Origin of the sequence: Stenotrophomonas sp. FR012 (assembly GCF_047520565.2) — a bacterium.
Classification (GTDB): Bacteria; Pseudomonadota; Gammaproteobacteria; order Xanthomonadales; family Xanthomonadaceae; genus Stenotrophomonas; species Stenotrophomonas sepilia.
Genome location: NZ_JAXBQL020000007.1, coordinates 144,640 through 171,453 on the forward strand (window position 1 = coordinate 144,640; position 26,814 = coordinate 171,453).

The 26,814-nt window shown below is 62.9% G+C and carries 23 protein-coding genes and 2 pseudogenes; 8 read left to right on the forward strand and 17 right to left on the reverse strand.

All coding sequences use genetic code 11. The annotated features are described in order from the left end of the window. Positions 1-160 precede the first annotated feature (160 nt). The 3 genes from ACM0O9_RS13530 to ACM0O9_RS13540 all read right to left on the reverse strand — a co-directional run bounded on the left by ACM0O9_RS13530 (position 161) and on the right by ACM0O9_RS13540 (position 3,508). Positions 161-1,186 (reverse strand): AI-2E family transporter, encoded by a 1,026-nt coding sequence (locus tag ACM0O9_RS13530; protein ID WP_053497611.1) that lies wholly within the window; start codon positions 1,184-1,186, stop codon positions 161-163. A gap of 116 nt (positions 1,187-1,302) precedes the next feature. Beyond that, complete coding sequence (locus ACM0O9_RS13535; protein ID WP_065178147.1) at positions 1,303-2,355, reverse strand: sensor domain-containing diguanylate cyclase; 1,053 nt, start codon at positions 2,353-2,355, stop codon at positions 1,303-1,305. 148 nt (positions 2,356-2,503) lie between these two features. Then, on the reverse strand, positions 2,504-3,508 hold the full coding sequence (locus ACM0O9_RS13540; protein ID WP_065178148.1) for a LacI family DNA-binding transcriptional regulator: 1,005 nt from the start codon (positions 3,506-3,508) through the stop codon (positions 2,504-2,506). 95 nt (positions 3,509-3,603) lie between these two features. Between ACM0O9_RS13540 and ACM0O9_RS13545 the strand changes: the two genes are divergently transcribed. From ACM0O9_RS13545 to ACM0O9_RS13565, 5 genes are read left to right on the forward strand one after another with little or no spacing between them, the layout of a single operon-like run. Next, positions 3,604-4,656 (forward strand): sugar phosphate isomerase/epimerase family protein, encoded by a 1,053-nt coding sequence (locus tag ACM0O9_RS13545; protein ID WP_065186011.1) that lies wholly within the window; start codon positions 3,604-3,606, stop codon positions 4,654-4,656. A gap of 27 nt (positions 4,657-4,683) precedes the next feature. After that, positions 4,684-5,901, forward strand: coding sequence for a nucleoside permease (locus ACM0O9_RS13550; protein WP_005415643.1), 1,218 nt, complete (start codon positions 4,684-4,686; stop codon positions 5,899-5,901). Between the two features lie 12 nt (positions 5,902-5,913). Next, entirely contained in the window at positions 5,914-7,038 is a 1,125-nt protein-coding gene (locus tag ACM0O9_RS13555) for a Gfo/Idh/MocA family protein (protein ID WP_414604031.1), read from the forward strand. Positions 7,039-7,057: 19 nt separating this feature from the next. After that, a complete protein-coding gene (locus ACM0O9_RS13560; RefSeq protein WP_065178151.1) occupies positions 7,058-7,924 on the forward strand; it encodes a sugar phosphate isomerase/epimerase family protein in 867 nt (288 codons plus the stop codon). An 18-nt stretch (positions 7,925-7,942) separates the two neighbouring features. Further along, positions 7,943-8,239: a c-type cytochrome gene (locus ACM0O9_RS13565; RefSeq protein WP_005415640.1), complete on the forward strand. Its 297-nt coding sequence runs from the start codon at positions 7,943-7,945 to the stop codon at positions 8,237-8,239. Between the two features lie 10 nt (positions 8,240-8,249). Here the strand turns inward: ACM0O9_RS13565 and ACM0O9_RS13570 are convergent, their stop codons facing one another. The 11 genes and pseudogenes from ACM0O9_RS13570 to ACM0O9_RS13620 form a co-directional block, all read right to left on the reverse strand. Continuing rightward, positions 8,250-9,008 carry a 3-keto-disaccharide hydrolase gene (locus ACM0O9_RS13570; protein ID WP_065178152.1) on the reverse strand — a complete coding sequence of 253 codons (759 nt, stop codon included), beginning with the start codon at positions 9,006-9,008 and terminating at the stop codon, positions 8,250-8,252. Next, positions 9,008-9,583, reverse strand: coding sequence for a gluconate 2-dehydrogenase subunit 3 family protein (locus tag ACM0O9_RS13575; protein ID WP_005415638.1), 576 nt, complete (start codon positions 9,581-9,583; stop codon positions 9,008-9,010). The genes ACM0O9_RS13570 and ACM0O9_RS13575 overlap by 1 nt, the downstream gene beginning before the upstream one ends. After that, positions 9,583-11,268, reverse strand: coding sequence for a GMC oxidoreductase (locus tag ACM0O9_RS13580; RefSeq protein WP_065196569.1), 1,686 nt, complete (start codon positions 11,266-11,268; stop codon positions 9,583-9,585). Before ACM0O9_RS13580 ends, ACM0O9_RS13575 begins: the two co-directional genes overlap by 1 nt. 27 nt (positions 11,269-11,295) lie before the next feature. Then, complete coding sequence (locus ACM0O9_RS13585; protein ID WP_235649505.1) at positions 11,296-12,192, reverse strand: hydroxypyruvate isomerase family protein; 897 nt, start codon at positions 12,190-12,192, stop codon at positions 11,296-11,298. 511 nt (positions 12,193-12,703) lie between these two features. Beyond that, positions 12,704-13,249: an Imm57 family immunity protein gene (locus tag ACM0O9_RS13590; RefSeq protein ID WP_196769394.1), complete on the reverse strand. Its 546-nt coding sequence runs from the start codon at positions 13,247-13,249 to the stop codon at positions 12,704-12,706. A gap of 549 nt (positions 13,250-13,798) precedes the next feature. Further along, positions 13,799-14,050, reverse strand: coding sequence for a hypothetical protein (locus ACM0O9_RS13595; protein ID WP_155760584.1), 252 nt, complete (start codon positions 14,048-14,050; stop codon positions 13,799-13,801). 120 nt (positions 14,051-14,170) lie between these two features. Then, positions 14,171-14,563 carry a tetratricopeptide repeat protein gene (locus ACM0O9_RS13600; RefSeq protein ID WP_235649504.1) on the reverse strand — a complete coding sequence of 131 codons (393 nt, stop codon included), beginning with the start codon at positions 14,561-14,563 and terminating at the stop codon, positions 14,171-14,173. Further along, positions 14,553-15,377, reverse strand: coding sequence for an RHS repeat domain-containing protein (locus ACM0O9_RS13605; protein WP_065178157.1), 825 nt, complete (start codon positions 15,375-15,377; stop codon positions 14,553-14,555). Before ACM0O9_RS13605 ends, ACM0O9_RS13600 begins: the two co-directional genes overlap by 11 nt. A gap of 142 nt (positions 15,378-15,519) precedes the next feature. Continuing rightward, entirely contained in the window at positions 15,520-15,936 is a 417-nt protein-coding gene (locus tag ACM0O9_RS13610) for a tetratricopeptide repeat protein (RefSeq protein WP_049416238.1), read from the reverse strand. Next, positions 15,923-16,612 carry an RHS repeat-associated core domain-containing protein gene (locus tag ACM0O9_RS13615; protein ID WP_235649503.1) on the reverse strand — a complete coding sequence of 230 codons (690 nt, stop codon included), beginning with the start codon at positions 16,610-16,612 and terminating at the stop codon, positions 15,923-15,925. The genes ACM0O9_RS13610 and ACM0O9_RS13615 overlap by 14 nt, the downstream gene beginning before the upstream one ends. After that, positions 16,597-17,544 (reverse strand): annotated as a pseudogene (locus ACM0O9_RS13620) (IS5 family transposase); the annotation flags it as partial. The pseudogene ACM0O9_RS13620 and the gene ACM0O9_RS13615, both read right to left, overlap by 16 nt. A 216-nt stretch (positions 17,545-17,760) precedes the next feature. Between ACM0O9_RS13620 and ACM0O9_RS13625 the strand changes: the two are divergent. Beyond that, positions 17,761-18,132 (forward strand): annotated as a pseudogene (locus ACM0O9_RS13625) (H-NS histone family protein). Positions 18,133-18,204: 72 nt separating this feature from the next. Here ACM0O9_RS13625 and ACM0O9_RS13630 read toward each other — a convergent pair. The 3 genes from ACM0O9_RS13630 to ACM0O9_RS13640 form a co-directional block, all read right to left on the reverse strand. After that, a complete protein-coding gene (locus ACM0O9_RS13630; protein WP_155760660.1) occupies positions 18,205-18,609 on the reverse strand; it encodes a tetratricopeptide repeat protein in 405 nt (134 codons plus the stop codon). Further along, positions 18,593-23,161 (reverse strand): RHS repeat-associated core domain-containing protein, encoded by a 4,569-nt coding sequence (locus ACM0O9_RS13635; protein ID WP_447907404.1) that lies wholly within the window; start codon positions 23,159-23,161, stop codon positions 18,593-18,595. Before ACM0O9_RS13635 ends, ACM0O9_RS13630 begins: the two co-directional genes overlap by 17 nt. 491 nt (positions 23,162-23,652) lie before the next feature. Beyond that, positions 23,653-24,225, reverse strand: a complete 573-nt coding sequence (locus tag ACM0O9_RS13640; protein ID WP_043034165.1) for a single-stranded DNA-binding protein — start codon at positions 24,223-24,225, stop codon at positions 23,653-23,655. Positions 24,226-24,516: 291 nt separating this feature from the next. Here ACM0O9_RS13640 and ACM0O9_RS13645 point away from each other — a divergent pair, with 291 nt between their 5' ends. Both ACM0O9_RS13645 and ACM0O9_RS13650 read left to right on the forward strand, forming a co-directional pair. Further along, positions 24,517-25,548 carry a LacI family DNA-binding transcriptional regulator gene (locus ACM0O9_RS13645; RefSeq protein WP_065177905.1) on the forward strand — a complete coding sequence of 344 codons (1,032 nt, stop codon included), beginning with the start codon at positions 24,517-24,519 and terminating at the stop codon, positions 25,546-25,548. A 351-nt stretch (positions 25,549-25,899) separates the two neighbouring features. Further along, on the forward strand, positions 25,900-26,802 hold the full coding sequence (locus ACM0O9_RS13650) for an ABC transporter ATP-binding protein (RefSeq protein WP_065177906.1): 903 nt from the start codon (positions 25,900-25,902) through the stop codon (positions 26,800-26,802). Positions 26,803-26,814: the final 12 nt, after the last annotated feature.

Here is a 26,814-nt window from a genome sequence, read left to right on the forward strand (position 1 = left end):
ACATTTCCCCTGTCGTGCGGAACACTGTAGCGGCCGCCGGCACAGGCGCCAAGCCGCTGACGGGCCAACCGTGGCCGTGGGTACACCGTGCGCGCCGCGAACGCACCGACAAGGCCGCGCGGACGCTCGAATCGGGACAAATACGTCATGCCCCGCCGCGTCAGATCCAGCGCTGGTCGACCAGTTCGCGCTTCACGTAGGCATAGAACACCGGCGCGGCGACCAGGCCCGGCAGGCCGAAGGCCGCCTCCATCACCAGCATGGCCAGCAGCAGCTCCCAGGCCCGCGCCTGGATTTCGCCACCCACAATGCGCGCGTTGAGGAAGTACTCCAGCTTGTGGATCACGATCAGGTACAGCAGCGCCGCCACCGCCACATAGAACGAGACCGACAGTGCGACGATGGTGATGATCGTGTTGGAGATGATGTTGCCCACCACCGGCAGCAGGCCGGCCAGGAAGGTGATCAGCACCAGGGTCTTGGACAGCGGCAGGTGCACGCCGAACAACGGCAGCACGCCCAGCAGGAAGATCGCGGTGAACACGGTGTTGAGCAGCGAGATCTTCACCTGCGCGAACACCACCTGACGGAACGCGGTGGCCAGGCGGCTGGTGCGCCCGACCAGCTCCTGCGCCAGCGGACCCATCTTCGGCAGCGGCAGTTCGTCATACAGTGCGATCATCGCACCCAGCACCATGCCGATCAGTACGCGCACACCCACCTGGACCACCGAGGTACCGGCCACGCCCAGCTGGCGCTGATGCTCGGCGGCCCAGTCGTTCAGCGCCGCGCGCAGCGCTGGCATGTCTTCGGGAATGTAGGGTTGCAGCAGCGCCGGCACCTGGTGCCGCGAGGTGTTGAGGATCTCCATCAGGCGCGCCAGCAAAGCGTCCGGGCCACCGGTCTCGTTGCGGAAGAACGAGGCCACGCCGATCCCGGCCAGCACCAGCGCGCTGATGATGATCGCCGACAGCACGATCACTGCGATCGCCCGTGCGCGTCCCGGCGGCAGCCTGCCTTCCACGGTGGAGGCCAGCAGGTGGGTCAGCTGGAACACCAGCAGGCCGGACAGCAGGGTGACCACCAAGCCCAGTTTCAGCGCCAGCCACATGCCCAGCAGCATCATCAGCCATGCCGCGATCCTTGGGATGGGGGGCTTGGGCTGGGCAACGAGAGCGTCTTGCATGGGAGCGCGTCCGGGCGGGGTGGCCCATGGTAGAGGATTGGCGTGCTGATTCCGCGTGCAGGATGAATGGGCATTTCATCCGCGTTCGGCGGCAGCCGTGCCGTCCCCACGCGCGCTCACTCGCCGTAGCTGGCGGTGTTCTTGCCCTGGCGCTTGGCGTGGTACAGCGCGCGGTCGGCCAGTGCCAACCAGTCCTCGACACTGCCGCCACGCGGCGTGGCCGCAATGCCGATACTGACGCTGAATTCCACCCCCGGCGTGGCCTGCCGCGCGGCCTCGAGCAGGTGCAGGCGCACCCGCTCGGCCACCTGCATTGCATCGACGGGCGCGCAGTCGCGCAGCAGCACGACGAACTCATCGCCCCCCAGCCGCGCGGGCGTATCACCCGGGCGGGCAACGGTGCGCAATGTCGCCGCGATATGCCGCAGCACCTCGTCACCGGCGCGGTGGCCGTGCGAGTCATTGATGCGCTTGAAGTCGTCCACATCGAGCATCAGCAGGCAGGCAAAGCCGCCCTGGCCCTGTGCCCGGTCCAGCGCCTGCTGCGCACGCAGGATCAGGAAACCGCGGTTGGCCAGCTCGACCAGCGGGTCCATCCGGCTGAGACGCTGCAGCTGGCGGTTCTGCGATTTGACCCGGCGCGCCAGCTGCCAGCTGAGAATGCTCAGGCCGATGCCATACACGAACAGGAACGGGACACTCAGCATGATCGTGCGCTGCGAGGTGACCGGCTGGTAAGGGAAGCCGAGCGCCCACCAGGTGAGCGCAAAGCCCACCAGCAGGGCCAGCGTGGCGCGCATCGCCAGGCGAACGCCACCGGCAGCGATCTTGTCGGCCACCAGCAGTGCGGCGAACAGTGCACTGGGCACCGCGCTCAATGCCATGAAGGCGATCCAGCCACCGCCGAACAAGGAGTCGGCCACCATGCAGCGGAACTGGACGAGCGCGGGCTGGCCGGAGCGCTGGGTCAGCTTCAATGCCAGCGCAGGCCACGCCAGCGCGTTGAGCAGCAGCAGGACCCATGCCAGCGGCCCATCGTGGCGCTCGAGGATGATCGAAGCGATGGGGATCGCCCCCAGCCCATTGCCGACGAAACGCATCCAGCCGATGCGACGTGCCGCGCCAATGCCTTCGACCGCGCCTTCCGCCGAATCGGTAAAGAATGGCATTGCCCCCCCCTGCGCGATCGCACCCGCTGCTACGGCCCTTGCCGGGCTGCCTGCGATGAGTCTGACAGCTTTGCGTCAATTCGGGATCAAGGTCGCGGGACGACGCGCGGGCCGGCCGCCCCGCTCCGGCTGCCCTGCCTCGCCTCCGCTACCGCCGAGGCGCCGCTGTCGAACCGCGCAGCATGAAGCTGAACTCCAGCGTCTGCTGAAGCGGTACATCGACCTGTTCAATGATGGCGAGCAGCAGGTTGACCGCGCGCTCGCCGATTTCACGCATCGGCTGCTGGATGGTCGTCAGCGGCGGGGTGAGGTAACGCGACGAGGCCAGGTCGTCGAAGCCGACGATGGAGAGCGCTTCCGGAACGCGGATGCCCCGGTCGCGACAGGCCGCCAGTGCCCCCAGTGCCATCTGGTCGCTGAAGCAGAACACCGCGGTCGGCACGGGCGTGCCGTCCAGCAGCGCCATCACCGCCGCATGCCCGGACTCAACGGAAAAGTCCCCGGGCACGATGCTCAGCTGGCGCAGGCGACCCCGCGCCTTGCCGGCGGCCCGGACCCCTTCCAGCCGCTGCTGGTGCAGGGGGTTGTCAGGTGGCCCGCCGACCACGGCGATCCGTTCGTGCCCCAGGCCGTACAGGTGCTCCATCACCGCGCGTGCGGCGGCCGCGTTGTCGATATGGACGCTGGGGATGCCCAGTGCGGGGTCGAACTCGCATCCATTGACCACCGGCGCAGCTGCGCCGCGCTGCTCGACGATCTCGCGCGCGGTCGGTGGCAGGCGATGGCCCAGCACGATCATGCCGTCTGCCTCGTTGCGCCGGAGCATCTGCGCGTAGCGCTCCTCACGATCGGGTTGATGCTGGGTATCGCCCAGCAGAACCGCGTAGCCGACCGCCTGCGCGGCCTCCTCCGCACCCTGCAGGATCTGTGCGAAGAACGGATTGGCGATGTCCGGGACGGTGACCAGGATCTTGCCGCTGCGCTGGGTCTTGAGCGTGCGGGCCACCGTGTTGGGCACATAGCCCAATGCGACGGCGGCCTGCTCGATGCGCGCACGGGTAGCCGGCAGCACCTTGTCCGGCCGGGAAAGCGCCCGTGACACCGTGCCTGCGGAGACGCCGACGTGCCTGGCGATGTCGTAGATGGTGGCCATGGCGTTAGTTCTCCTGTCCGCTGTGCAGTGCACAACAGGTCCTGCGTGCGCCCCTGCTAGGATAATGCAATCGATTGCATCGAGGGCGAATCACGTTGAAGACGCTCAAGGGTCCAGCGCTGTTCCTGGCGCAGTTCATCGGCGACACAGCTCCTTTTGATCGGCTGGACACGCTGGCCGGATGGGCCGCGGGTCTGGGCTATTCTGGCGTACAAGTTCCCACCTCCGCGCCCTACCTGTTCGATCTGGCCGCGGCGGCACGCAGCCAGGCGTACTGCGACGATGTTGCCGGCATGCTGGCCGGGCACGGCCTGCAGATCACCGAACTGTCGACCCACCTGCAGGGGCAGCTGGTCGCGGTCCATCCCGCCTACGACAGCCTGTTCGACGGATTCGCACCCGCCGACGTGCGCGGCAACCCGCCCGCGCGCCAGGCCTGGGCCGTGGAGCAGCTGCGGCTCGCCGCGCAGGCCAGCCAGCGCCTGGGGCTGACCGCGCACGCCACCTTCTCCGGTGCGCTGGCCTGGCCCTACTTCTATCCGTGGCCGCAGCGCCCGCCGGGCCTGGTGGAAGAAGCCTTCGCCGAACTGGGCCGTCGCTGGCGCCCGATCCTGGATGTGTTCGACGCCTGCGGCGTGGACCTGTGCTTCGAACTCCATCCCGGCGAGGACCTGCACGACGGCGCGACCTTCGAGCGCTTCCTCGATGAGGTCGACCATCATCCCCGCGCGAAGATCCTGTACGACCCCAGCCACCTGCTGCTACAGCAGATGGACTACCTCGGCTTCATCGACCGCTACCACGCCCGCATCGGCATCTTCCACGTCAAGGACGCGGAGTATCGCCCCAGCGCGCGCAGCGGCGTGTATGGCGGCTACCAGGACTGGATCGATCGTCCGGGCCGGTTCCGCTCACCCGGTGACGGCCAGATCGACTTCAAGGCGATCTTCTCGAAGTTCGCCCAGTACGACTTCCCCGGCTGGGCGGTGCTGGAATGGGAGTGCTGCCTGAAACACCCGGAGGACGGCGCGCGCGAGGGTGCCGCCTTCATCCGCGATCACATCATCCATGTGACCGAACGCGCCTTCGACGACTTTGCCGGGAGCGACACGGACGCTGGATCACTGCGCCGCATGCTGGGAATCTGAGCCACGACCGCCCCGGGAGGGCAAGCCATGACGCACGCCATGTCGCGCCTGGGCGCGATGATGTTTCTGCAGTTCTTCATCTGGGGGGCGTGGTTCGTCACCCTGGGTACCTACCTGGTACAGGGCCCGCTGCAGGCCAGCGCAAGCCAGGTGGCAACGGCGTTCCTCAGCCAGTCCATCGGCGCCATCGTGGCGCCGTTCCTGGTCGGCCTGATCGCAGACCGCTACTTCGCGGCGCAGCGCATCCTGGCGATACTGCACCTGGCAGGCGCGGTGCTGATGTGGCTGGCGTCCACCGCCACCAGCTTCAGCATGTTCTCCGCCTGCGTGATGGGCTACATGCTGCTGTTCATGCCGACGCTGGCACTGGCCAACAGCGTCGCCATGCGGCACATGCAATCGCCGGAGAAGCAGTTCCCGCTGGTACGCGTGGCCGGCAGCATCGGCTGGATCATCGCCGGGGTGCTGATCGGCTGGCTGGGCTGGGAACAGGCGCACCGGCTTGAACTGACCTTCCGCATGGCCGCATTGGCATCGCTGGTGCTGGGCCTGTATGCGTTCACCCTGCCGCACACGCCGCCGCTGGCGCAGCAGCGCGATGCCGGGCTGGGACAGATCCTGGGGCTGGATTCATTGCGGTTGCTGAAGTCGCGCGCCTACCTGGTGTTCTTCCTGGCTTCCATCGCCATCTGCATCCCGCTGTCGTTCTACTACAACTTCACCAATCCGTATCTCAACGACCTCGGTGTGCACGGCGCCGCCGGACTGCAGTCGCTGGGCCAGGTCTCCGAAGTGCTGCTGATGCTGGCCATGCCGTTCCTGTTCGTGCGGCTGGGGGTGAAGACCATGCTGGCGGTCGGCATGGCGGCCTGGGTCGTGCGCTACGCGCTGTTCGCCTTCGGCGATGCGGGCAGTGGCTTCTCCCTGCTTGTGATCGGCATCGTACTGCATGGCATCTGCTACGACTTCTTCTTCGTCACCGGCCAGATCTACACCGATGCCCACGCCGGCCCCGCCGCGCGCAGCAGCGCGCAGGGCTTCATCACCCTGGCCACCTATGGCGTGGGCATGCTGATCGGCACCTTCCTGTCCGGCGCGGTAGTGGAGCACTTCACCACTGCAGCGGGCCCGGACTGGCAGCAGATCTGGTTGTTCCCGGCCGGCGTCGCACTGGTGGTGTTGATCGCCTTCCTGCTGCTGTTCCGCGACCGCCCGGTAGCTGCGGCCGCGTCGTCCACCCCCTGAGGAGACCAGCCGATGCCCCCGCTTGGAATCGCCATCATTGGTACCGGCATGATCGGTGCGGTGCATCGCCGCGCGGCACTGCTGGCTGGCGCCGAGGTGCGCGGCGTGGCCGCCTCGTCGCCGCAGCGCGCGCGCGAGGTGGCGCACGCGTGGAATGTCCCGCGCGCCTATCGCGATATCGAGGACATCGTCGCTGATCCCCAGGTACAGGTCGTGCACATCTGCACGCCCAATCATCTGCACCGCACGATGGCGCAGGCCGCACTGGAAGCCGGCAAGCACGTGATCTGCGAGAAACCGTTGGCGACGACGCTGGACGATGCGCAGGCGCTGGCGGCGCTGGCCGCCTCGACCGGATTGATCGCCACCGTCCCCTTCGTCTACCGCTACCACCCGGTGGTCCGCGAGGCACGTGCACGCATCGCGCAGGGCGATCTGGGGCCACTGCACCTGATCCATGGCAGCTACCTGCAGGACTGGCTGCTGGACCCGGCCAGCAACAACTGGCGGGTTGACCCGGCACTGGGTGGTACATCGCGCGTGTTCGCTGACATCGGGTCGCATTGGTGCGACCTGGTTGAATGGGTCAGCGGCGAGTGCTTCGCCGAAGTGAACGCGGCGTTTGCCACGGTGATCGCCGAACGCAGCGCAACCACCTCCCAGAGCTTCAGCACGCCGGCGACAGACGGCGCAAAGCAAGCGGTCGAGAGCGAGGACGTGGCCGCAGCGATGTTCAGGACCGGCGCGGGCACGCTGGCGTCATTGACGGTCAGCCAGGTCTCGGCCGGACGCCACAACCGGCTCTGGTTCGAGATCGACGGCGCCAACGCCAGCGTGGCGTTCAACCAGGAGGATGCCGAGCGGCTGTGGATCGGCCTGCCCGAACAGCGCGAGGAAATCTTCGTGCGCGGCCCGGGCGCCGGCAGCGCCGAACAACGCCGGTTGTCGCCGCTGCCAGCGGGGCACGCGCAGGGCTACGGGCAGTGCTTCGAAGCGTTCGTGGCCGATACCTATCGCGCCATTGAAGGCGAGCGGCCGCAGGGCCTGCCCACCTTCGAAGACGGCCTGCGCTCGGCGCGGATCGTTGATCGTGTCATTGCATCGGCCAGGTCACGCACCTGGACCACCATCGGTTGAATCCCGGGAGGATCTGTTGATGAACATCCCTGTCCGTAGAACTGCAACCCTCGTCCTGCTGCTGCTCGCAGTCCTGCCCGCCTTCGCAGGGAACACAGCCGGTGCGCAGAAGCCCATCGCCGTGCAGATGTACACGCTGCGCAACGCCGGCCCGCTTGACCAACAGCTGAAGATCGTCCACGACGCGGGCGTGCGTGCGGTGGAAACCGTCGGTACGCAGAATGCAAGCGCTGCGGAACTGAAACAGTTGCTGGACCGTTACTCGATCAAAGCGGTTTCGTCGCACGTTCAGCTGGCCGAGCTGCGCGACAACCTGGATGCCGTGGTGGCCTTCAACCGCTCGATTGGCAACAGCACGCTGGTGGTGCCCTACCTGGACCAGAAGGACCGCCCGCGCGATGCCGCCGGCTGGACCGCATTGGGACGGGAGCTGGGCCGGATTGCCAGGCAGGTGCGCGGCAGGGGGATGCAGCTGGCCTACCACAACCACGACTTCGAGCTGGTCGACTTCAATGGCAGAACCGGACTGGAGCTGCTGTTCGACGCCGCCGGCCCCGAGCTGCAGACCGAACTGGACCTGGCCTGGGTCGCGCGCGCGGGCCTGGACCCGGCCGTGATGCTTGGCAAGTTCCGCGGCCACGTATTTGCGGTACACGCCAAGGACAATGCGCCCAAGGGCCAGGCCGAAGACGAAGGTGGATTCGCTGCGGTCGGCCAGGGCGTGCTGGACTGGAACGCGATCCTGCCAGCCGCCGCCAACGCTGGCGTGCAGTGGTACATCGTCGAACACGACCAGCCACGCGACCCCGCCAAGGTCATCCAGGCCGGCGCGGACTACCTGCGTGAACACCTGACTACCAACCCGCCCACCCGCGCCGACCGCTGACGCATCAAGGAGCCCCACATGAAAATGATCCTGGCAGTGGCCGTGGCTCTGGGCGGCATGAACGTTGCGACGGCAGCGTGGGCCAAGGACGACCCGGCCGCGGGTGCGAAACTCTACGCCCAGCACTGCACTGCCTGCCACGGTGCTGAACGCACCGGTGTACCACCGACGTTCCCGGCGCTCACCGATGTCGGCAAGCGGCTGCAGCCCGCCCAGGTCAAGGACAGGATCAGGAAGGGCGGCGGCCTGATGCCACCCTTCCCGCAGCTGTCACAGCAGGAGATCGATGACATCGCCAGCTACCTGGCGAAGTAGCCGGTGAGCGCTACAGCTCGCGCACCCAGATGTTGCGGTAGCTGACCTTGGAGTCATGTTCCTGCAGATACAGCGGCGCGCACCCATGCGGTGCGTACGAAGGCGCACCGATGTATTCGGTCCTGCCCGCCAGCACGGTGTCGTCCTGTACCAGCACGCCGTTGTGCAGCACGGTGATCCGTGCGGGCGACGTCAGGCCGCCGCCCGGCGAGAAGCGCGGGGCCTTCCAGATGATGTCGTAGACCTGCCACTGGCCCGGTGCGCGCGAGGCGTTCACCCGTGGCATGGCCTGCTTGTAGATGGAACCCGCCTGGCCATTGGCATAGGTCGGGTTGTGGTAACTGTCGAGCACCTGCAGTTCATACAGTTCCTGCAGGAAGATCCCGCTGTTGCCCCGGTTCTGGCCGTCGAAGCCCTTCGTTTCGGTGGGCGTGCGCCACTCGACATGCAGCTGGACATCGCAGAAGCGTTGCCGGGTGCGGATGCCCTTGCTGCCCGGAACAACCGTCATGGCGCCATCGGCCACCTCCCAGGGCACGCGGCCACCCTGCTCCGCCTCCCACGCGGAGACATCCTTGCCATCGAACAGCACGATCGCATCGGACGGTGCCTTGCCAGGTGGCGTTGCCACGGTCGCGGGCACAGGGGTCCACACTTCCGTCTTCTTCGGGTCACGCACAGCGTCGGCATTATCCTGTGCGAACGCAGATGCAGCGGCCAGCAGGCCGGCGGTGATCAACGCAGGGCGGATCATCAGGTTGGTGTCCATCAGCTGGTCCCCCAGGCAGGTGTGCCGGGGACATAGGCGAGGTCACCGTCGTAGCGCCCCGGCACGGCGACGTACTGCAGCACCCCGGTCGCACCGACCTTGGAGGTGAAGAAGCCGAAGATGGCCAGCTGCTTGATCATCGTGAAGTAATGCGGCATGGCTTCGCCCTCTTCGGGCGTTCCGGTCTCGGTCACGTCTGCGTTGCGCGCCTTGGCTTCGGCATCCAGTGTACGCAGCAACCCGGTGCGCGCCTCCGGCGTGAGCGACACGAAGCGGCCACCGGCGCGCTTGTCGATGTCCGCCAGCCCGGCGCGGAACACCGCCTGCTGCCTGGCGGTGTAGCAGTCGCTGACGAACGTCGCCATGAACGCACCGGCGCCCGCGTCCTTCGCCCCGGGTGTCCGGGTCCGCGGCAGGATGGTTTCGGCAATCTCGTCCAGCGTGCCGATTTCGGCATCGGAGAACGCGGCCATCATCCCGGCCGCTGGTGCTTTGCCATGTACCAGCGCTGGCAGGCCAACCATCGCCGCACCGGTGGCGGCGACGATCATCTTCAGCAGTTCGCGGCGATCCATCACAGGTTCCCCGCTTTCAGTTCGCGTACCGCGTGGTCGGCCGCGCGCGCGGTCAGCGCCATGTAGGTCAGCGACGGATTCACGCAGGCGCTGGAGGTCATGCAGGCACCGTCGGTGACGTACACATTGGGCGCATCCCACACCTGGTTGTGCGCGTTCAACACCGAGCTCTTCCGGTCACGTCCCATACGCGCAGTCCCCATCTCATGGATGCCCTTGCCCGGGGCGTAGTCGTTGTCGTGCATCTTCACGTCCTTGACCCCGGCCGCCTCCAGCATCTCGGCGGCGTCAGCGGCCATGTCCTTGCGCATCGCCAGTTCGTTGGCACGCATGGCAACGTCCATCGCCAGCACCGGCAGCCCCCACTTGTCCTTGCGGTCGCGGTCCAGGCGGATCGTATTGTCGTGGTGCGGCAGCATTTCACCGAACCCGGTCATGCCGATGCGCCAGTCACCCGGCACGGTCAGCGCCTCCTTCAGGTCGGCACCGATGTTCAGCTCGGCGATCTCGCGCGACCAGCCGGTGCGGCTGGCACCGCCCTGGTAGCCGAATCCGCGCAGGTAGCCACGCTTGTCGGCGGCGACATTGCGGAACCGCGGAATGTAGAAGCCGCACGGACGGCGGCCGAAGTAGTACTTGTCTTCGTAGCCCTCGACCCGGCCCGAGGCGCCCGCACCGAAATGATGGTCCATCACGTTGTGCCCCAGCTCGCCCGACGAAGAACCCAGCCCCCCCTCCCAGACATCGGTGGCCGAGTTCATCAGCAGCCAGGTCGAGTTGAAGGACGATGCGTTGAGGAAGATGACCTTGGCCGTGTACTGATAGGTCTGCCCGGTCTCGGCGTCGATCACCTCCACGCCACGCGCGCGCTTGCGATCCTTGTCGTAGAGCACTTCCTTGACGATCGAGAACGGCCGCAGGGTCAGGTTGCCGGTCTTCATCGCCGCCGGCAGCGTCGCCGACTGGGTGGAGAAGTAGGCACCAAAGGGACAGCCCAGAATGCACTTGTTGCGATACTGGCAGTTCACGCGCCCCTGCTCGGGCATCGGCTGGGTGATGTTGGCAGTGCGCGAGTGGATCATGTGCCGCGTGCCACCAAAGGCCTTCTTGATCCGCGCGGCCACGTCCTTCTCGACGATGTTCAACGGGATCGGCGGCAGGAACTCACCATCCGGCAGCACGTCCAGTCCCTCGCGCGTGCCGGCGATGCCGGCGAACTTTTCCACATGGTCGTACCACGGCGCGATGTCGGCATAGCGGATCGGCCAGTCGGTGGCAATGCCATCCTTGAGGTTGGCTTCGAAGTCCAGGTCGGAAAACCGATAGCTCTGCCGGCCCCACATCAGCGAGCGCCCACCCACGTGGTAGCCACGGAACCAGTCGAAACGCTTGGTTTCGATGTAGGGTGAGTCCTGCTCGTTGGCCCACATTCCTTCCAGGTTCTCGGCGAGGCCGTAGTCGCGCATCAGCACCGGAAAAGCGGCCTTCATCGCCTGCGTTGGCCGATTGCGGTGCGGGAAGTCCCACGCCTCCTTCATCGCGTTGACGTAGTCCTTGACGTGCTCGATGTTACGGCCACGTTCCAGCATCAGGACCTTCAGGCCCTTTTCGGTCAGCTCCTTCGCCGCCCAACCGCCACTGATTCCCGAGCCAACAACAATGGCGTCATAGTGATTATCTGCCATGGGTTTCTCACCTGGGTGGATATCGTTTCAGACGTCGCAGAGGCGGATCGCCTCGCGCAATGAGGCAACGGCATCGGGCGCGGCAGGCGTGAACTCCTGCGCCAGATACCCCTTGAAACCGGTGTCGCGGATCGCGCGACAGATGGCCGGATAGTTCAGCTCCTGCCGGTCCCCGATCTCGTTCCGGCCGGGCACGCCTGCGGTGTGGTAATGCTTGAAGCAGGCGTGGTGTTTCCCGATGGTGGCGATGATGTCGCCTTCCATGATCTGCATGTGGTAGATGTCGTAGAGCAGGCCGAAGTTGTCCGAGCCGAGCCGCTGGCACAGCTCCACGCCCCAGGCAGAGTGGTCGCACAGGTAGTCGCGATGATCGACCCTGGAGTTCAGCAGTTCCATCACCAGCACCACACCGCGCTTCTCGGCATGCCCGAGGATGCGCTTGAGGCCGGCCTCGGCATTGGCCATGCCGTCCTGCGGGTCCATACCGTTGCGGTTGCCGGAGAAGCAGATGAGGTTGCGGTAGCCGGCATCGGCGACCAGGTCGATGTGCCGCGTGTAGCGCTCCACCAGCGGGTCGTGGAATTCGCGGCCGGCAAAGCCCTTGGTCAGGCCCAGCTCCGCGCCATTGCACATCGAGCTGTAGACGCCGTTCGCCTTCAGCGTGGGCCAGTCTTCCGGGCCGACCAGGTCGATGGCGGCGAAGCCGATGTCCTTCACCGTCGTGCAGAGCTGGGCGACCGACAGCTGCGGGAAGGTCCAACGCGCCACGGAGTGCTTCAGGTTGCCCTTGAGCGCTGCGGTGGCGGCGAATGCAGGCAACGCTCCCGCAGTACCCAGGGCTACGCCTCCAGCAACCGCCATGCGCAACGCATCACGCCGCGTGAGGCCCGTCGCCGGAGCCGGTCTGATCGAATGGATGGACATCCACCTGCCGGCCTCCCAACCGGTATCAAACGCAACGATTCACAGCAATGCAATCGATTGCACCATAGGGGATGAAATTGGATGCTTGCAAGTTGCGGTGCACGAAAATTGATGCTGCGAAGCACAATGCCAACGACATCGCGCAGAAAGAAAAGCCCCGCATTGGCGGGGCTTTCTTTTCTAACCAGATCAGTCGCCTGAGATGAAATCTACTGGCTTTTTTCTCAAGCGAGCGAGCAAAGTCAGTAGAACTTCGATGCCCCGAGCCAAGGCATTGGCCCTATTCTCAGAGGCATTGAATGATCACCGGGCGTTCGTAGCCTCACGAACCATATCAGCCAGTTCCTGGATGTCTTCGTTCTGCATCCGGGTGCACCCCACCGCCAGGGCCCAGCCCTGCCTCGGAGCCGGCGGATTGCAGAACTGTATAGCTCGCGACGTCGAGCGACATTAGTCAACCAAGCCAAGGCTTCGCGAATCACGTACGCATCAGCTTTTTCCGACGACCGACTCAGAAGCCGTCACATTCACCGCCTGCATTGGCTAGCCGGACAGCTTCACGCAGGGATCGCTGGATGTCCGCCACTGAGCTGCAAATATTCTCGGGCGCCACGTCGAACTTTGCAGCGCCGGCCCGACGTTTGAAAGCAGCAAGTTCGGACATGCATTGCCCTGCCAGCTTTTTGGCATCCAGCTTCGACGCGGCCTGAACCGTTGAATTGCCATGCGCGGCGAGGTAGCACTTGTAGTCCTCGGAAAGCGCTCCATCCATACGAAATCGCGACAGCTCAACCAAGTGCCGAGGAGCGGCAGCACTCCTGCTGCCCCCTATCAAGGCGAGACCAAGCTCAGCACCGTCTGCTCCTACACAAGCATATGGCGTCTGAGAGCACAGTGACTTGCTCTCGGAACTTTTGTGCACCACCAGCGAGGCAAGAATAGAGTGTTCGGCCATCTCAATGTCCGCCGCGAGTCTCTCTGCAAGCGGCCGCGCGGACACGGAAGACCCAAGCAGAACGCAAAGGATGAGGCACGAAATTTGCGCAGTGGTATTCATCGGCTCACCAGAAACGTGGGGGAAGACGGACCAAAAGGCGTTTGCACAGCTGTGTGACCTTATCAGGGATCTGCCAAATGTATTGGTTCCTTGAGCGGGCTCCAAGGCTCGGCCATTGGGCTTGCTTTGGTGAAGAACAGCGCAATTGGGCATAGGCCCGCGGTGACCGTGTCCGCAGGATCTGCGACAGTCCCGCGCCAGTTCGCCAGGCTTATGGCCGTCCTTCGCACGCCGTCATCAAGACCCGCCGAGACCCTGCACAGATCCATAGTCGAAACGGGCCGATGCTGATGATTGCCTCCCCGGCCAGCGATGGACTCGAGCAGACTTCTTCCCGTACTGCTCTCCGTTCTCAAATCTGATTAGCTCAGATGTTTCGTCCCTCATCCATCAACATCTCGCCGTAGGTAGAAGGCTGGGGCACGACCGGATACTGCCAAACGAAAAAAGCCCCCTTTCATAAAGATGGGGACCTCTATCAACACTAAAAGTGTCCAGTAGGAATCAGAACGGTTGTGACTACCAAACGTGTAAACAAATCCTCGCTGGTCAAGCAAGACAGGCGTTCTGTTCGATTGAGCCTGTTCGAACGTAGTCATCTGCACTCGTCAGGTGCACCCGCCAGTCAAGAGCATCGACACAGCCCGGCAGGCGCGCGCCAGGGATATCCCCGCCTTCTAGCCATTCCTTTACTTCATCCAGGCCCAAGAACTTCGCCATCCTCATCATCCAAACCAAGGCAACGCCTGCCTTGGGACGAATCAAAAATAATGTACTCGCGCAAAAGCTTGAGAAATTCATCGAAGACAACGCTGCCAGCCACGCACGGCTGGGAGAGCAACCTCATCAAGGCGTAGAGCTCGTGACGTCGAGCGAAAGTAATCGATCAAGCCAAGGCTTCGCGATTAGCGAACGCGTCAGCTATTCGTCTTCGTCACCTGCAGCCTCAACGATATCGTTGATGAACTGAAGGGCCCTGCGATGCTCTTCGAGGACTGCGTCATGGGCGGGTACACCAGGACAAGCAATCTTGGAGAAGGCATGAATGACCTCCTTAGCTTCCTCATATCGTTCCAGCCGAAGCAGGCAGTCCACGAGTCCAGACGCGACCAACACATCGCGAGGACGAAGCTTCTCAAGCGCACGAAGCGCCCAGAGGGACAACTCCGCATCATCGCTCCGAAAACCAATCCCAACAAGAAACAACCACGCGACCGCACTAGCGGGATCGCGCCTTACAAGATCCAAAAGGTGGTGACGCGCGCCATTGTCGTCACCCGCCTCAAGCATCTTGGTAATTTCATTAATATCCATCAAGGTCGCTCTGCTTCATTAACTTCTGACACCGATAGGGAACGCACCCAAGCATGCAGCGTGCCAAGTTCCCACCCCAGACGCCCGGCTGATCGAAATCAACCTTAGCGCGCGTGCAGGTAGTCTTACAGCCCTGAATATGGCTTTGGCAGTCAGCAATGAAGTCATCGTCATCCCCGTCGGCACACGCAGATCTGATCAATGCAACAGCCATCCGCGACGCTGGGCTATTCGGATTCAGAATGCCGTTCGGACCTGCCCCCAACATCTCACCCACCTTAACGGCATTTCTGAGGCTATCGCTGTTGATCTTTGGGCCAAAACCCCAGTTACCGTTCGGGTTGCTGAGGTCTGTCCCATTGTACGCCCCAACGGCACCCGGGCCGCCCGTGACCGCGGGGGGCGGGGGCAGCAAAGGAATTGCCTGCATCCCATCGGGGTCAATCGAGGTAAGCGGGTTGCCCTTCACGTAGCCATAGGTGCTGATTCCCCCCTGCAATCCGAGCGGGTCTGACGTCACGAAGCGGCCACTGGCGGGATCGTAGTCACGCTGAAGGTTGTAGTGAAGGCCGCTTTCAGCGTCGTATCGCTGCCCAGGGAAGCGCATTGCGAACTCAAAAAGCGTGTCGTCCTGGTCCGGATCCTCGTTTGGTGCCGTCGCACCGAACGCTTCCCCCTTCAGATCCCAACTCCAAACTGCGACGTCACGGGTTGGGTCAACGACAACGCGAGGGGTGCCCAGATGATCCGGCTGAACGTAGTAGAGGGCGCTGCCCTTCAACAATCCGACGGGCAGGTTGTCCGACCAGATCACCTGCTGAAGTGCAATACCCGGTCGCCGAAAGCCACCGACGCGGCCCTGGAGGCGTCTTGATTGCTCAAGCTGAAGCGCCTCCTATTGACAATCAGATGACTGGACCTCAACCAGGAGAGGGAATGCCCCTCTCCTGACATCTTCAATCACCGCTCCCAGTTCGGCCGTCACCCAACGACGGCTGCTCCGCACGCATTCGCTCTTCAATCAAACTCAGTGCGTCCTCGTGTTCTTCCAAGACTGCATCGTGGAAGGGAGCGCCTCTTTTGGCCACCTTACGGAAGGAGAGGATTACCTCGCGGGCCTCCTGGTAGCGCTCGATACTCATAAGTGCATCGACCAACCCAGACGCCACATAGGCATCGTGAGGGCGGGTCTTTTCGAGTGCCCGAAACGCGCGAAGGGACAATTCTGCGTCATTCGCGCGCATGCCGATGGCTGCGAGAAGTAGCCAAGCCCCTTCCGTTTCATGACCTTGGTCAACGAAATCAATCAGCCAAGCGCGCGCTCTAGGAACGTCTCCCGCTTCAAGCCAGCTTTTTACTTCATCGAATTCCATTGAGGTCATCTTCAGTTATTTTGTCTTGGCAACGCCAAGATACGCATCCAGTAAGGCAACGGGCCCTGCTTCCACCCCATACTCCCTTAAGGTCGGGATCCCTGCGGGCGCGACTGCAGATTGACACGCAGTGCTCAATCTCCTTCCTGCAGTCCTCATCCTTGTCTCTGTCCGAGCAGGCTTGCTTCAGCACTGCCAATGACATCTGCGACGTAGCGCTATTGGGATTGAGCAAACCGTTGGGACCGATCCCCATCATTTCTTGGAGCATCAAGACATTCTTGAGGGAGTCCAAGTTGATTTTCGGACCAAAATCCCAATTGCCGTTCGGATTGCTGAGGTTTGTCTCATTGTACGCCCCAACGGCACCCGGGGCGCCCGTGACCACGGGGGGCGGGGGCATTAAAGGAATTGCCAGCATCCCATCCGGGTCAACCGAGGTGAGAGGGTTGCCCTTCACGTAGCCATAGGTGCTGATTCCCCCCTGCAATCCGAGCGGGTCTGACGTCACGAAGCGGCCACTGGCGGGATCGTAGTCACGCTGAACGTTGTAGTGAAGGCCGCTCTCAGCGTCGTATCGCTGCCCAGGGAAGCACATCGCGAACTCAAACAGCGTGCCATCCTGGTCCGGATCCTCGTTTGGTGCCGTCGCACCGAACGCTTCCTGGCCATCCACAGATTGCCCAGTGCAAACAGCATCATCAGGCGATCGGTGTTCTTCTGCAGGCCCCGGTAGCGCACTTTGGCGTAGCCAAACTGCTGTTTGATCACTCGAAACGGATGTTCCACTTCCGTCCGCACGCTGGCTTCGATCTTCTCGGCCTCATCCAGCAGCTGGTGCTGTGTCTGCTTGAGGTCCAGTGCCTTGCGCTTGCCTGGGCGCATGGCCGCGTGCTATTTCGCCTTGCTGCCCTACAGTTCCTGGCGCTTGTCCACGCCTTGGTAGCCCGCATCGCCCCACGCATGCTTTTCCTTACCGTGCAGCAAGCCCACTGCCTGCGTCACGTCGTTGACGTTGGCCGCCGTGCCAATGACGGTATGCACCAGGCCTGTGTCGGCATCCACGCCAATGTGCGCCTTCATGCCGAAGTACCACTGATTGCCCTTCTTGGTCTGGTGCATTTGCGGATCGCACTGCCCATCCTTGTTCTTGGTCGAGCTGGGCGCGGCAATGAGGGTGGCATCGACAATGGTGCCGGTCTTGAGCATCAAGCCTTGCTGAGCCAGGCCGGTGTTGATTGCAGCCAGTATCTGCGGGGCCAGCTGGTGTTTTTCCAGCAGATGGCGAAAACGCAAGATGGTGGTTTCATCAGGCATGCGTGCTGCGCCATCAAGGCCGGCAAAGCGCCGATACAGCGGCCGCTCGTGCAGTTCTTCCCCCATCGCAGGATCACTCAGGTTCCACCACAGTTGCAGGCAGTGAATGCGCAACATGGGCTCAATGGGAAACGGCGGGCGCCCGCCCAAGACTCGGTGCGCACCGCGAGCGAACGGGGCAATGAGGGCCACCAGTGCTGCCCAGGGCACAACCCGGTTCATTTCGTCGAGAAAGACTTGCTTGCGGGTCTTCTTGGGCAGTGGGTCCAAGCTCAGGGTGATTTGATCCATAGAGCAATTGTCATGGATGCTTGACGTTAATTACAGATCTGCCAGGGGAGGTTTTGCAGACTTTCCCTAAGCGACCCAGGCAAGTTCTACCCGTAGATCTGCAACTGTTGCCTGGGCCTTACCGAATTCTGAAGGAGGGCTTGGGCGCCCCTGCGAGCGTTCGCATCGGATTCCATTTGGAATTACCCTAAAGCCCTCACCGCTCGGATCAAACAGATGACCATTGATGTCAGCGGCCTGTCGGCCAAAGAACTCAAAGCCCTCATCACTCAGGCAGAAAAACAGCAAACCAAAGTGCTGACTCGGCCCAAAGCCGCAGCCATGCGAGCTAAGATCAACAAATAAGTCAAGGATCATGCTTACACGATAGAGGAGTTGTATGCCCTCCCCTCAGCAGCGACGGCAGACAAGCCAAAGAATGCAAAAGGTCGGAAAATCACCCAAAGCCGTAAGTTGGGCAAGGTGGCTCCGAAGTATCGCAATCCGGCGAATCCTGAAGAGACCTGGACTGGGCGCGGAAGGCAGCCTAAGTGGATGGCCCTGCTGGTTGCTAAGGGAGCATCGCCTCAAGATTTCCTGATTAGTTAATCCTGCCACCAACCAAGGCGGCCGGCTACTGCATTGCATGCAGCCGGCCGATGAATGACGCAGGACCAGCTGTCAGGGTGAGCCTGAGCTCCTGTCTATAGCCTCAAGTCTATCGTTGATGAACTGAAGTGCTCTGCGATGTTCTTGCAGCACGGTATCGTGAGCAGGAATTCCAGGAACGGCTGCATCCGAAAAGGCGCGAATGACCTCCTTCGCCTCGCCATAGCGCTCCAGCTGAATCAAACAGTCCACCAACCCAGAAACAACGAACGCATCACGCGGTCGGGTTTTTTCAAGCTGGCGCAACGCTTGCAGCGATAGATTCGCGTCATTTGTTCGAAAACCGAGGCCGACCAACAATAGCCAAGCGCGCTCGGAAGAGGGATCACGCTCAACGATCTCCAACAGTTGCTTACGAGCACCATCCAAGTCGCCCGACTCCAGCAGCAACTTGGCACTCCTAATATCCATTGACATCGCTCTCCTTGATCAAGTCTTGACAGCGGTGCGGGACGCAGCCGGTCATGCAACGAACGAAGCTTCCCCCCCACACACCAGGCTGTCTGAAGTCACCGCCTGCGCGCGTGCATGTCACTTTGCAGGCTTGAATGTGCTCTTGGCAGTCTGCCTCAAGATCATCCTCCCCATCCGCACATGCCGACCGAATCAACGCAACCGCCATCTTGGACGCGGAACTCTGCGGGTTCAGGATACCATTCGGTCCAAGAAGACCGTTTGGCCCAACCCCCAGCATCTCACCCGCCTTAAGGGCATTACTAAGGCTATCGCTGTTGATCTTTGGACCAAAATCCCAATTGCCGTTCGGATTGCTGAGGTCGCCCCCATTGTACGCCCCAACGGCACCCGGGGCGCCCGTGACCACGGGGGGCGGGGGCAGCAAAGGAATTGCCTGCATCCCATCGGGGTCAATCGAGGTAAGCGGGTTGCCCTTCACGTAGCCGTAGGTGCTGATTCCCCCATGCAATCCGAGCGGGTCTGACGTCACGAAGCGGCCACTGGCGGGATCGTAGTCACGCTGAACGTTGTAGTGAAGGCCGCTCTCAGCGTCGTATCGCTGCCCAGGGAAGCGCATCGCGAACTCAAACAGCGTGCCGTCCTGGTCCGGATCCTCGTTTGGTGCCGTCGCACCGAACGCTTCCCCCTTCAGATCCCAACTCCAAACTGCGACGTCACGGGCTGGATCAACGACAACGCGAGGGGTGCCCAGATGATCCGGCTGAACGTAGTAGAGCGCGCTACCCTTCAGCAATCCGACAGGCAGGTTGTCCAACCAGATCACCTGCTGACGCGCAATACCCGCCTGGTCGTATTCCCCCAGCCATTGCCCGCGCTCATCGTAGAGACTCAGCGCTGAGGCATCTCCGGCCTTACGGGCGATCTGCTGGCCAAGATCGTTGTAATGGTATTCCGCAGCAACCGCGCCGTTTCGCTTCACCGCACTCAGGCGCCCCATTGCGTTGTAAGCAAACTCGCGTTCTACGCCTTGGATCGAAAGCGTGTTGCCAGCCGCATCGTAGGCACGCGACACGCCCCCGACGCTTTGCAGGCGATGACTGTCTGACGGATAGACGTAGGCTTGATCAACTCCATTGACCTTCGCGGACGTGCGATTGCCCGTGGCGTCGTAGGCGTAGCTGTCGATGATCGAGCCAGTCGCCGCATCCTTGAAGGCAGTCAGTCGGCTCAATGCGTCATAGGTCATCGATACGGACGTTGCCCCGGTCCCTCCGGAGGTGAGGCCGGTCAACTCGCCCACGGCACTGAACGAGAAGGCTGCATTCAGTGCTCCCGAGCCACTGCCGATCAACGCTGACGGACGGTAATCCTGGTCAACGTCTCGCGCCAGCGTACGCCCGTTGCCGTAGGCCCAGCCTGCAGTGGGGCCGAAGGGATGGCGCTTTGCACTGGAAAGCAACACGACACGAGCAGCACCCGGTCGCGTCACGCCGATCTCGGTGACCATGCCGGCTGCATCTCGCTTGTAGTCCGCCACCATTCCGTCAGGATAGGTGACAGAACGAAGTCGGCCAGCATTGGTATAGGCATAGCTGACGCCTACGCTCTGCCCCGATGACGTCTGCACCTTGCGCGTCACATTGCCGGCGCGATCGTAGCAATACTGGGTTTTAGCGCCGTCATCCTGCATGGATGAGAGCCGCCCGCTTGCAAACGACTCACCAGCTGAGCAGATGTCCTCGACTTGGTCATACACGTATGACGCAACAATCGCTTGGTCCCCATAAACCTTGCGCACCACGCGTCCCAGGGCATCGTATGTGTAGCTGCTAGCCGTGCCGTTGGCGTCAACCTGCTTCGCCGGCTGCCCTGCACCGTTGTAACTGGCAGTGGTTGCGCCCGTGTCAGGACTCTGGCGGCTCAACAAGTCGCCCAGCCCTGAATAGCCGTAAATGGTCGCCAGGCCTTTGGGATCGACCACCTTGGTGGTCCGGCCTTCGACGTCATACTCGTATCGCGTCTCGACCGCCATTCCGGAAACGTCCTGAAGCACCCTGCTGGGCCTTCCATAGGGATCGTAGTCAAACTGCGTCTTGCGCTTCAGGGCATCGGTGATGAGCTGGACGTTGTTCGCCAGGTCATACGTAAAGTCGGTTGAATTCCCCGCTGCCGTCTTCTGGGACACCAGTTGCCCCAGCTTGTTGTAAACGCGAGAGAGCGAACGCTTCAGTCCACCACCTGCGTCGAACACCTCCTCTTTGGTGCGATTGCCTGCCACATCGAGGGTGTAGCGAATGTTGTTCCCGGCCCCGTCATTGATCTGGACGAGACGGTGCGCATCATCGTAGGTGTAGCTGAGGGATACTCCATCGGGGTCAACAAGCGATGCGACATTACCTGTCGCATCATAGGAAAGGGAGGTCACTCGATCGTTGGTAGACGCAGCTCCGTCCACGCTGTTCCGCTCAGTTATCGAGGTGAGCTTGCCTCGAGTGGAATAGCCAAAATCATGGATCGTGCCGGTCGCGTCTCGAAGGCGGCTGACACGTCCATTTCGGTCGTAGGCCAGCCGTGTCGTCACTTGACCGAGAGCATTGATCTCGGACTGAAGGTCACTAGCGCGGTGGCAGGAGCCCCCGAGAACGCCGCAACCCGACTCATCCGCGGTCAGGTAGTAGGTGTACCTGGTAACGTCCTGAACATCGGACCGCGGCCCGTCTTCGGCAAGGACAAGACCCACTTGCGGGCATTGGGTGGCATCCACCGCCGAGCAGTAGGCGGTGGTCCATTGGCGAACCCCAGCGGGCGCATTGGTCGCAGCTCCGCACGCATACCCGACCGCAGCCGAATTGGCAGGATCCACCTCGCACCGCGCGACCTCCAGGCCCAACGCGTTGTACTTCCATGAACTGCTGGAAACGGCCACGCCCGCAGAGTTCTTTACCACCCGACTCAGGGGCAAACGGAGTGCGCTATCCCACGTGGTCGTCGTGGTGCGCTGCTGTGGGGTGTCGGCGGCGTCAACCTGTTCGGCCAGTAGCCCGTCTGCCGTGTACGTGGTCCTTGTGGTGATTCCCTTGAAGTCCGTGACCGACGCCGGGTAGCCGTTCGTGTCATAGGTCATGGCTTTGTAGGGTTGGTTGCACTGGTCGCCACAGGGGGCCGAACCGCCCGCGGGCATCAAACGCCCCTTTCCTGTATCCACGAAGCCCAACTTGGAAGTGGCTCCGAGCGGCCCCTTGACGGTTACTGGCAGCGTTCCCTTCCAGGTGGAAGCGGCGTAGTCCAAGGTTGTGGTATCAACTCCGCCAGCGAACTCTGCGTGATAGGCGCGATGGTTGTAGTCGAACTTTATGGTCTCGTAACGGACGCCTTTCTCATCCACAATTCCTGTGAGGAAGGACGTGCCTGCGACAGTGGGACTGTTTGCTGTTTCGTTGTAGATGTAGCCCTTGCTTGTGGTATCCGGATAGGTCACCGAGGCAAGCTGTCCTGCGGGGTTGTAGCCAAACGTTTGCGATGCACCGTCTGGCAACATCATCGTGGTCAAACGCGATGATGCATCATACTTAAAGTTCAAGGTGCGCCCGCTGACGTCGCCAACAGTCAACAGGAGCCCAGCGACTGGCGCTACGTCTGCCGGCGTGGTTGCGTCTGAATACTGCAAGGACAGAAGCTTCCTGCCTGCAGAGTCATAGACCTCCTTCAGCAAGCCTGTTGCATCGTAGATTTCGGTCTGGCGGTTGGCCGCTAACTGCAATGCATAGCCAGTGCCCGCCTCTCGATCGACGAGCACGTCTGCGACATCAGCATCGACGATCCAGCCGCTCGGGGTTCGAGTGAACAGCTCTGAACTGCCATCCGGCCGAATGGCACGGATGAACGTGCGGTCTCCGGCCGCTCCCGTGGTGGGTGCAAGCACTTCGAGTCGCCGATCAAAAAGATGGCGCCACTGACGACCCAAAGAAGAACCCGGGGCACGAGCAGAACTGTTGTAGAACCGCCGGAACATCAGGCCTGACGGAGACTCGAAGTCCGTTTCCTGCCGATAGAAGTTGCCAGTGGAGGTATTGATCGGATCACCCTCAAACGGGCTTCCTGGATCACGGGCGTTAGCCTTTGAAGCACTGTCAGCAGCACCTCGAGCACCAGTTCCATCGGTAGCGGAGCCAAGCCCGGCCGAACAACGCTTCTGGCACCCGCCGAAGTTCTTCTGGGGCTGTCCAATCAGTATCTCGGAAGCAAAAACGTTGTCACTAACACTTCCATTGACGTAGATCGTCGCAGCCCAGCCGTCGGTGCCGTATCGCACCGTGACAACGGGCGGCTTGGTGCACTTGGGGTCCTGTTGGCAAGGGGCTTGGATCTTCCCAACCAGGAAATTGACCGCAGCACCGATGCTCTCAAACGAGCCAACCCCGCGAAACGACTGGACCTTGTAGGGAGGACCGTAGTAGGTGGCTGCACTTGCCGTCGATGTGCCGCCTAATGCCAGGCAGAAGGAGAGAATCGCGGCAGCCTTGTGACTGCGCAGGGGCATTGCAAATGCCATTGGTACACGCTCCATGTGAAATACAGCTGGCAAGTCCGGCCAAAGGACTCCATCCGACATCAATCCTTAATGCGCGGAACGAACATCTTCTCTCCCCCAACCTTGCTGGGGATGGGCAAATCCTAGAGCAAGCTAATGACAGATTTTGTGCGCCAAAACAAGCTTTGGAGAAGCACACCGCAATTGAGCATAGGCCCGCGGTAACCGTGTCCACAGAGTATGCGACAGCCCCGCGCCAGCTCGTTAGGCTTATGCCTGTCCTTCGCACGCCGTATCAAGACCCGCCGAAGCCATGCACCAGCGATGGGCTCGAGCAGACGGCTTTCCCGTGTCGCTCTCCATTCTGATTCGCTATGGTGTGTCGCCAGTCATCCATCAACACCCTGCCGCAAGTAGATGGTTAGATCACGGCCGGATTCTGCCTAACGAAAAAAAGGCCCCCATCCACAACGATGAGGGCCTCTATCAACACTAAAACCGTCAAGTAGGAATCAGAACGGAATATCGTCGTCAGCGAAGTCGTCCATCGGCGGCGCCTGCTGCGGCTGCGGACGCTGGTTGCCACCCTGGTTGCCGTAGCCGCCGCCCTGGTTGCCGCCCTGGTTGCCATAGCCACCGCCCTGGCCACCACGCTGGCCGCCGCCACCGCCGCCATACTCCTGGCGCGGCGCCTGCTGGCGCTGCGGACGATCGCCGCCGTAGTTGCCGCCACCACCGCCGCCGCCTTCACCGCGGCCGCCCAGCATCTGCATTTCATCGGCGATGATGTCGGTGGAGTACTTCTCCACGCCGTCCTGGCCGGTGTACTTGTCGTAACGCAGGCTGCCTTCGACGTAGACCGAGCTGCCCTTGCGCAGGTACTCGCCGGCGATCTCGCCGAGCTTGCCGAAGAACACCACGCGGTGCCATTCGGTGCGCTCCTGCTGGTTGCCGTCCTTGTCCTTGCGGACGCTGGTGGTGGCCAGGCTGATGCGGGTGATCGCCATGCCGCCCTGGGTGTACTTCACGTCCGGGTCGTTGCCGAGATTGCCGACCAGGATGACTTTGTTGATGCCGCGCGCCATAGGTACCTTCGTCCGTTGTCCAGGGGCAGACCGCCAGTGATAGCACAGCCCCGGGCGGGGTGCAGTACGCTGGGCCGCCCCTGGTGAAATTTGGGGGAATGCGAGAACGACGCATCTTACCATTGCCGCCGCCGTCCGCCCGGTCAGGAGACCCCGACCGCACCGAAGGATCAGGCTGATTTCCTTGTCCGGCAATGACTTACCTTCGCCCCGACCGACGTCCAGAGAGGCATTCGCGTCTGCGCATGGCATCATGCCCGGGCACCTTCCACCTGCCCGCTCCGCCCGCCCATGACGATCAAAGGCAAAGCCACCTCCCTGGACATCGCCCACCTGGCCGGGGTCTCCCAGCCGACCGTGTCGCGGGCCCTGCGTGGCAGCCCGATGGTCAACGCCGAGACCCGCGAGCGCATCCTGCGCATCGCCCGCGAGCTGAATTACAAGGTCGACAAGAACGCCTCCAGCCTGCGCCTGCGCAATGCCGGCACGCTGGCCCTGCTGTTCTTCGAGGATCCGACCAACGACGATTCGCTGATCAACCCGTTCTTCCATTCGATGCTGGGCTCGATCACCCGCGCCTGCGCCCTGCACGGGCAGGACCTGCTGGTGTCGTTCCAGCAGCTGTCCACCGACTGGCAGGCCGATTACGAAGACAGCAACAAGGCCGACGGCATCATCCTGCTCGGTTATGGCGACTACCACGAATCGCGCGACCGCCTGCAGCGGCTGGTTGAACAGGGCACGCACTTCGTGCGCTGGGGCGCCGCCCTGCCCGGCCAGCCCGGTGTCTCGATCGGCAGCGACAACTTCCAGGGCGGGCATGACATCACCACCCACCTGTTGCTGCAGGGCTGCCGCCGCATCGCCTTCCTTGGCCATGCCTCCAGCCACTACCCCGAATTCCAGGAGCGCTACCGCGGCCATGTCGCGGCGCTGCAGGACCACGGCCTGGCTGCCGAACCGGCGCTGCAGCACGATGCGATCACCACCGAGGCCTCCGGCCAGGAGGCCTGCCAGGCGCTGCTGGCGCGCGGCGAGCCGATCGACGCGATCTGCGCGGCCAGCGACCTGATCGCCATCGGTGCGATGCGCGCCCTGCGCGAGGCCGGGCTGCGGGTACCGCAGGACGTGGCGGTGACCGGCTTCGACGACATCCCGCTGGCCGCTTCGGTATCCCCGGCGCTGACCACCGTGCAGCAGGACACCAAGCAGGCCGGGCAGCTGCTGGTGGAGCGCCTGCTGACGCTGATCGGCCGGCAGCCGGTGGACAGCCAGAGCATCCCGGTGAAGCTGGTCGTGCGCGAATCATCCCTGCGCGGGTAGGCGCCGCTGGGCCGGCGCTCCGGCCAACGCACGATGGCGGGATTCTCCCCCCATGACCAACGGCGGATGACGCCTGCCTGCTCGTAAGCGATAAACACGACGCACGTGTGGCATATCGGTGGCACCCCTCCTGAACTGCCAGCTGGTGGTCGAACGGGAGCCCATCGCATGCGATCCGGTGTTGCAGCCCTGCGCCTGCAGGACATCCGCGAAGATCGGTGATCTCTGGGACATGTCCTATAGGACGTTGCAGCTGCACGTCCCAGAGTTTCAGCCTTCAAGGCCGGCAACCCGATTTCAGGTCGCCCGGTCGATTCCACCTCGGTCCGCCTCTTCTCCTGGAGCTGCCAAGTGCTGAAGATCGATTCGCTGTCCAAGACGTACGCCAACGGCGTGCATGCCCTCAACAACGTCACCCTGGACATCCCGCGCGGCATGTTCGGCCTGCTCGGCCCGAACGGCGCTGGCAAGTCGTCGCTGATGCGCACGCTGTCCACCCTGCAGGAGGCCGACAGCGGCACGGCGACGCTCAGCATTCCGGGCGAGGCGCCGATCGACGTACTGCGCGACAAGGAGGCGGTGCGCCGCCGGCTGGGCTACCTGCCGCAGGATTTCGGCGTGTACCCGAAAGTCAGCGCGCTGGACCTGCTGGAACATTTCGCGGTGCTGAAGGGCCTGACCCAGCGCGCCCAGCGTCGCGAGGTGGTCGATGGACTGCTGCAGCAGGTGAACCTCTGGGACGCGCGCAAGCGCAAGCTGGGCACCTACTCCGGCGGCATGCGCCAGCGCTTCGGCATCGCTCAGGCGCTGTTGGGTGACCCACGCTTGGTAATCGTCGACGAACCCACCGCCGGCCTCGATCCGGAGGAACGCAACCGCTTCCTCAACCTGCTGGCGGCGATTGGCGAGAACGTGGCGGTGATCCTGTCCACCCACATCGTCGAGGACGTGACCGACCTGTGCCCGACGATGGCGATCATGAACAAGGGCCAGGTACTGCTGACCGGGCGACCGGCCGATGCCATCGATGCCCTGCAGCAGCAGGTCTGGCGCAAGCAGGTCGATCCTTCGGAACTGGCCGACCATGAAGCACGCTACGTGGTGCTCTCGACCCGCCTGGTCGGGGGCCGCCCAGTGATCCACGTGCACAGCGCCAACGACCCCGGCGATGGCTTCGCGGCCGTGGCTCCCGACCTTGAGGACGTGTACTTCCAGCGCCTGCGCCTGCAGGCCCGTGCCCGCGCGGCAGCCTGAGCGGAGCACACC

Bases quoted from the DNA above. Each gene is read 5' to 3' on its own strand.
- ACM0O9_RS13530 (WP_053497611.1), bottom strand. From the start codon at position 1,186: ATGCAAGACGCTCTCGTTGCCCAGCCCAAGCCCCCCATCCCAAGGATC.
- ACM0O9_RS13535 (WP_065178147.1), bottom strand. From the start codon at position 2,355: ATGCCATTCTTTACCGATTCGGCGGAAGGCGCGGTCGAAGGCATTGGC.
- ACM0O9_RS13540 (WP_065178148.1), bottom strand. From the start codon at position 3,508: ATGGCCACCATCTACGACATCGCCAGGCACGTCGGCGTCTCCGCAGGC.
- ACM0O9_RS13550 (WP_005415643.1), top strand. From the start codon at position 4,684: ATGACGCACGCCATGTCGCGCCTGGGCGCGATGATGTTTCTGCAGTTC.
- ACM0O9_RS13555 (WP_414604031.1), top strand. From the start codon at position 5,914: ATGCCCCCGCTTGGAATCGCCATCATTGGTACCGGCATGATCGGTGCG.
- ACM0O9_RS13560 (WP_065178151.1), top strand. From the start codon at position 7,058: ATGAACATCCCTGTCCGTAGAACTGCAACCCTCGTCCTGCTGCTGCTC.
- ACM0O9_RS13565 (WP_005415640.1), top strand. From the start codon at position 7,943: ATGAAAATGATCCTGGCAGTGGCCGTGGCTCTGGGCGGCATGAACGTT.
- ACM0O9_RS13570 (WP_065178152.1), bottom strand. From the start codon at position 9,008: ATGGACACCAACCTGATGATCCGCCCTGCGTTGATCACCGCCGGCCTG.
- ACM0O9_RS13575 (WP_005415638.1), bottom strand. From the start codon at position 9,583: ATGGATCGCCGCGAACTGCTGAAGATGATCGTCGCCGCCACCGGTGCG.
- ACM0O9_RS13580 (WP_065196569.1), bottom strand. From the start codon at position 11,268: ATGGCAGATAATCACTATGACGCCATTGTTGTTGGCTCGGGAATCAGT.
- ACM0O9_RS13585 (WP_235649505.1), bottom strand. From the start codon at position 12,192: ATGTCCATCCATTCGATCAGACCGGCTCCGGCGACGGGCCTCACGCGG.
- ACM0O9_RS13590 (WP_196769394.1), bottom strand. From the start codon at position 13,249: ATGAATACCACTGCGCAAATTTCGTGCCTCATCCTTTGCGTTCTGCTT.
- ACM0O9_RS13595 (WP_155760584.1), bottom strand. From the start codon at position 14,050: ATGAATTTCTCAAGCTTTTGCGCGAGTACATTATTTTTGATTCGTCCC.
- ACM0O9_RS13600 (WP_235649504.1), bottom strand. From the start codon at position 14,563: ATGGATATTAATGAAATTACCAAGATGCTTGAGGCGGGTGACGACAAT.
- ACM0O9_RS13610 (WP_049416238.1), bottom strand. From the start codon at position 15,936: ATGGAATTCGATGAAGTAAAAAGCTGGCTTGAAGCGGGAGACGTTCCT.
- ACM0O9_RS13630 (WP_155760660.1), bottom strand. From the start codon at position 18,609: ATGTCAATGGATATTAGGAGTGCCAAGTTGCTGCTGGAGTCGGGCGAC.
- ACM0O9_RS13635 (WP_447907404.1), bottom strand. From the start codon at position 23,161: ATGGCATTTGCAATGCCCCTGCGCAGTCACAAGGCTGCCGCGATTCTC.
- ACM0O9_RS13640 (WP_043034165.1), bottom strand. From the start codon at position 24,225: ATGGCGCGCGGCATCAACAAAGTCATCCTGGTCGGCAATCTCGGCAAC.
- ACM0O9_RS13645 (WP_065177905.1), top strand. From the start codon at position 24,517: ATGACGATCAAAGGCAAAGCCACCTCCCTGGACATCGCCCACCTGGCC.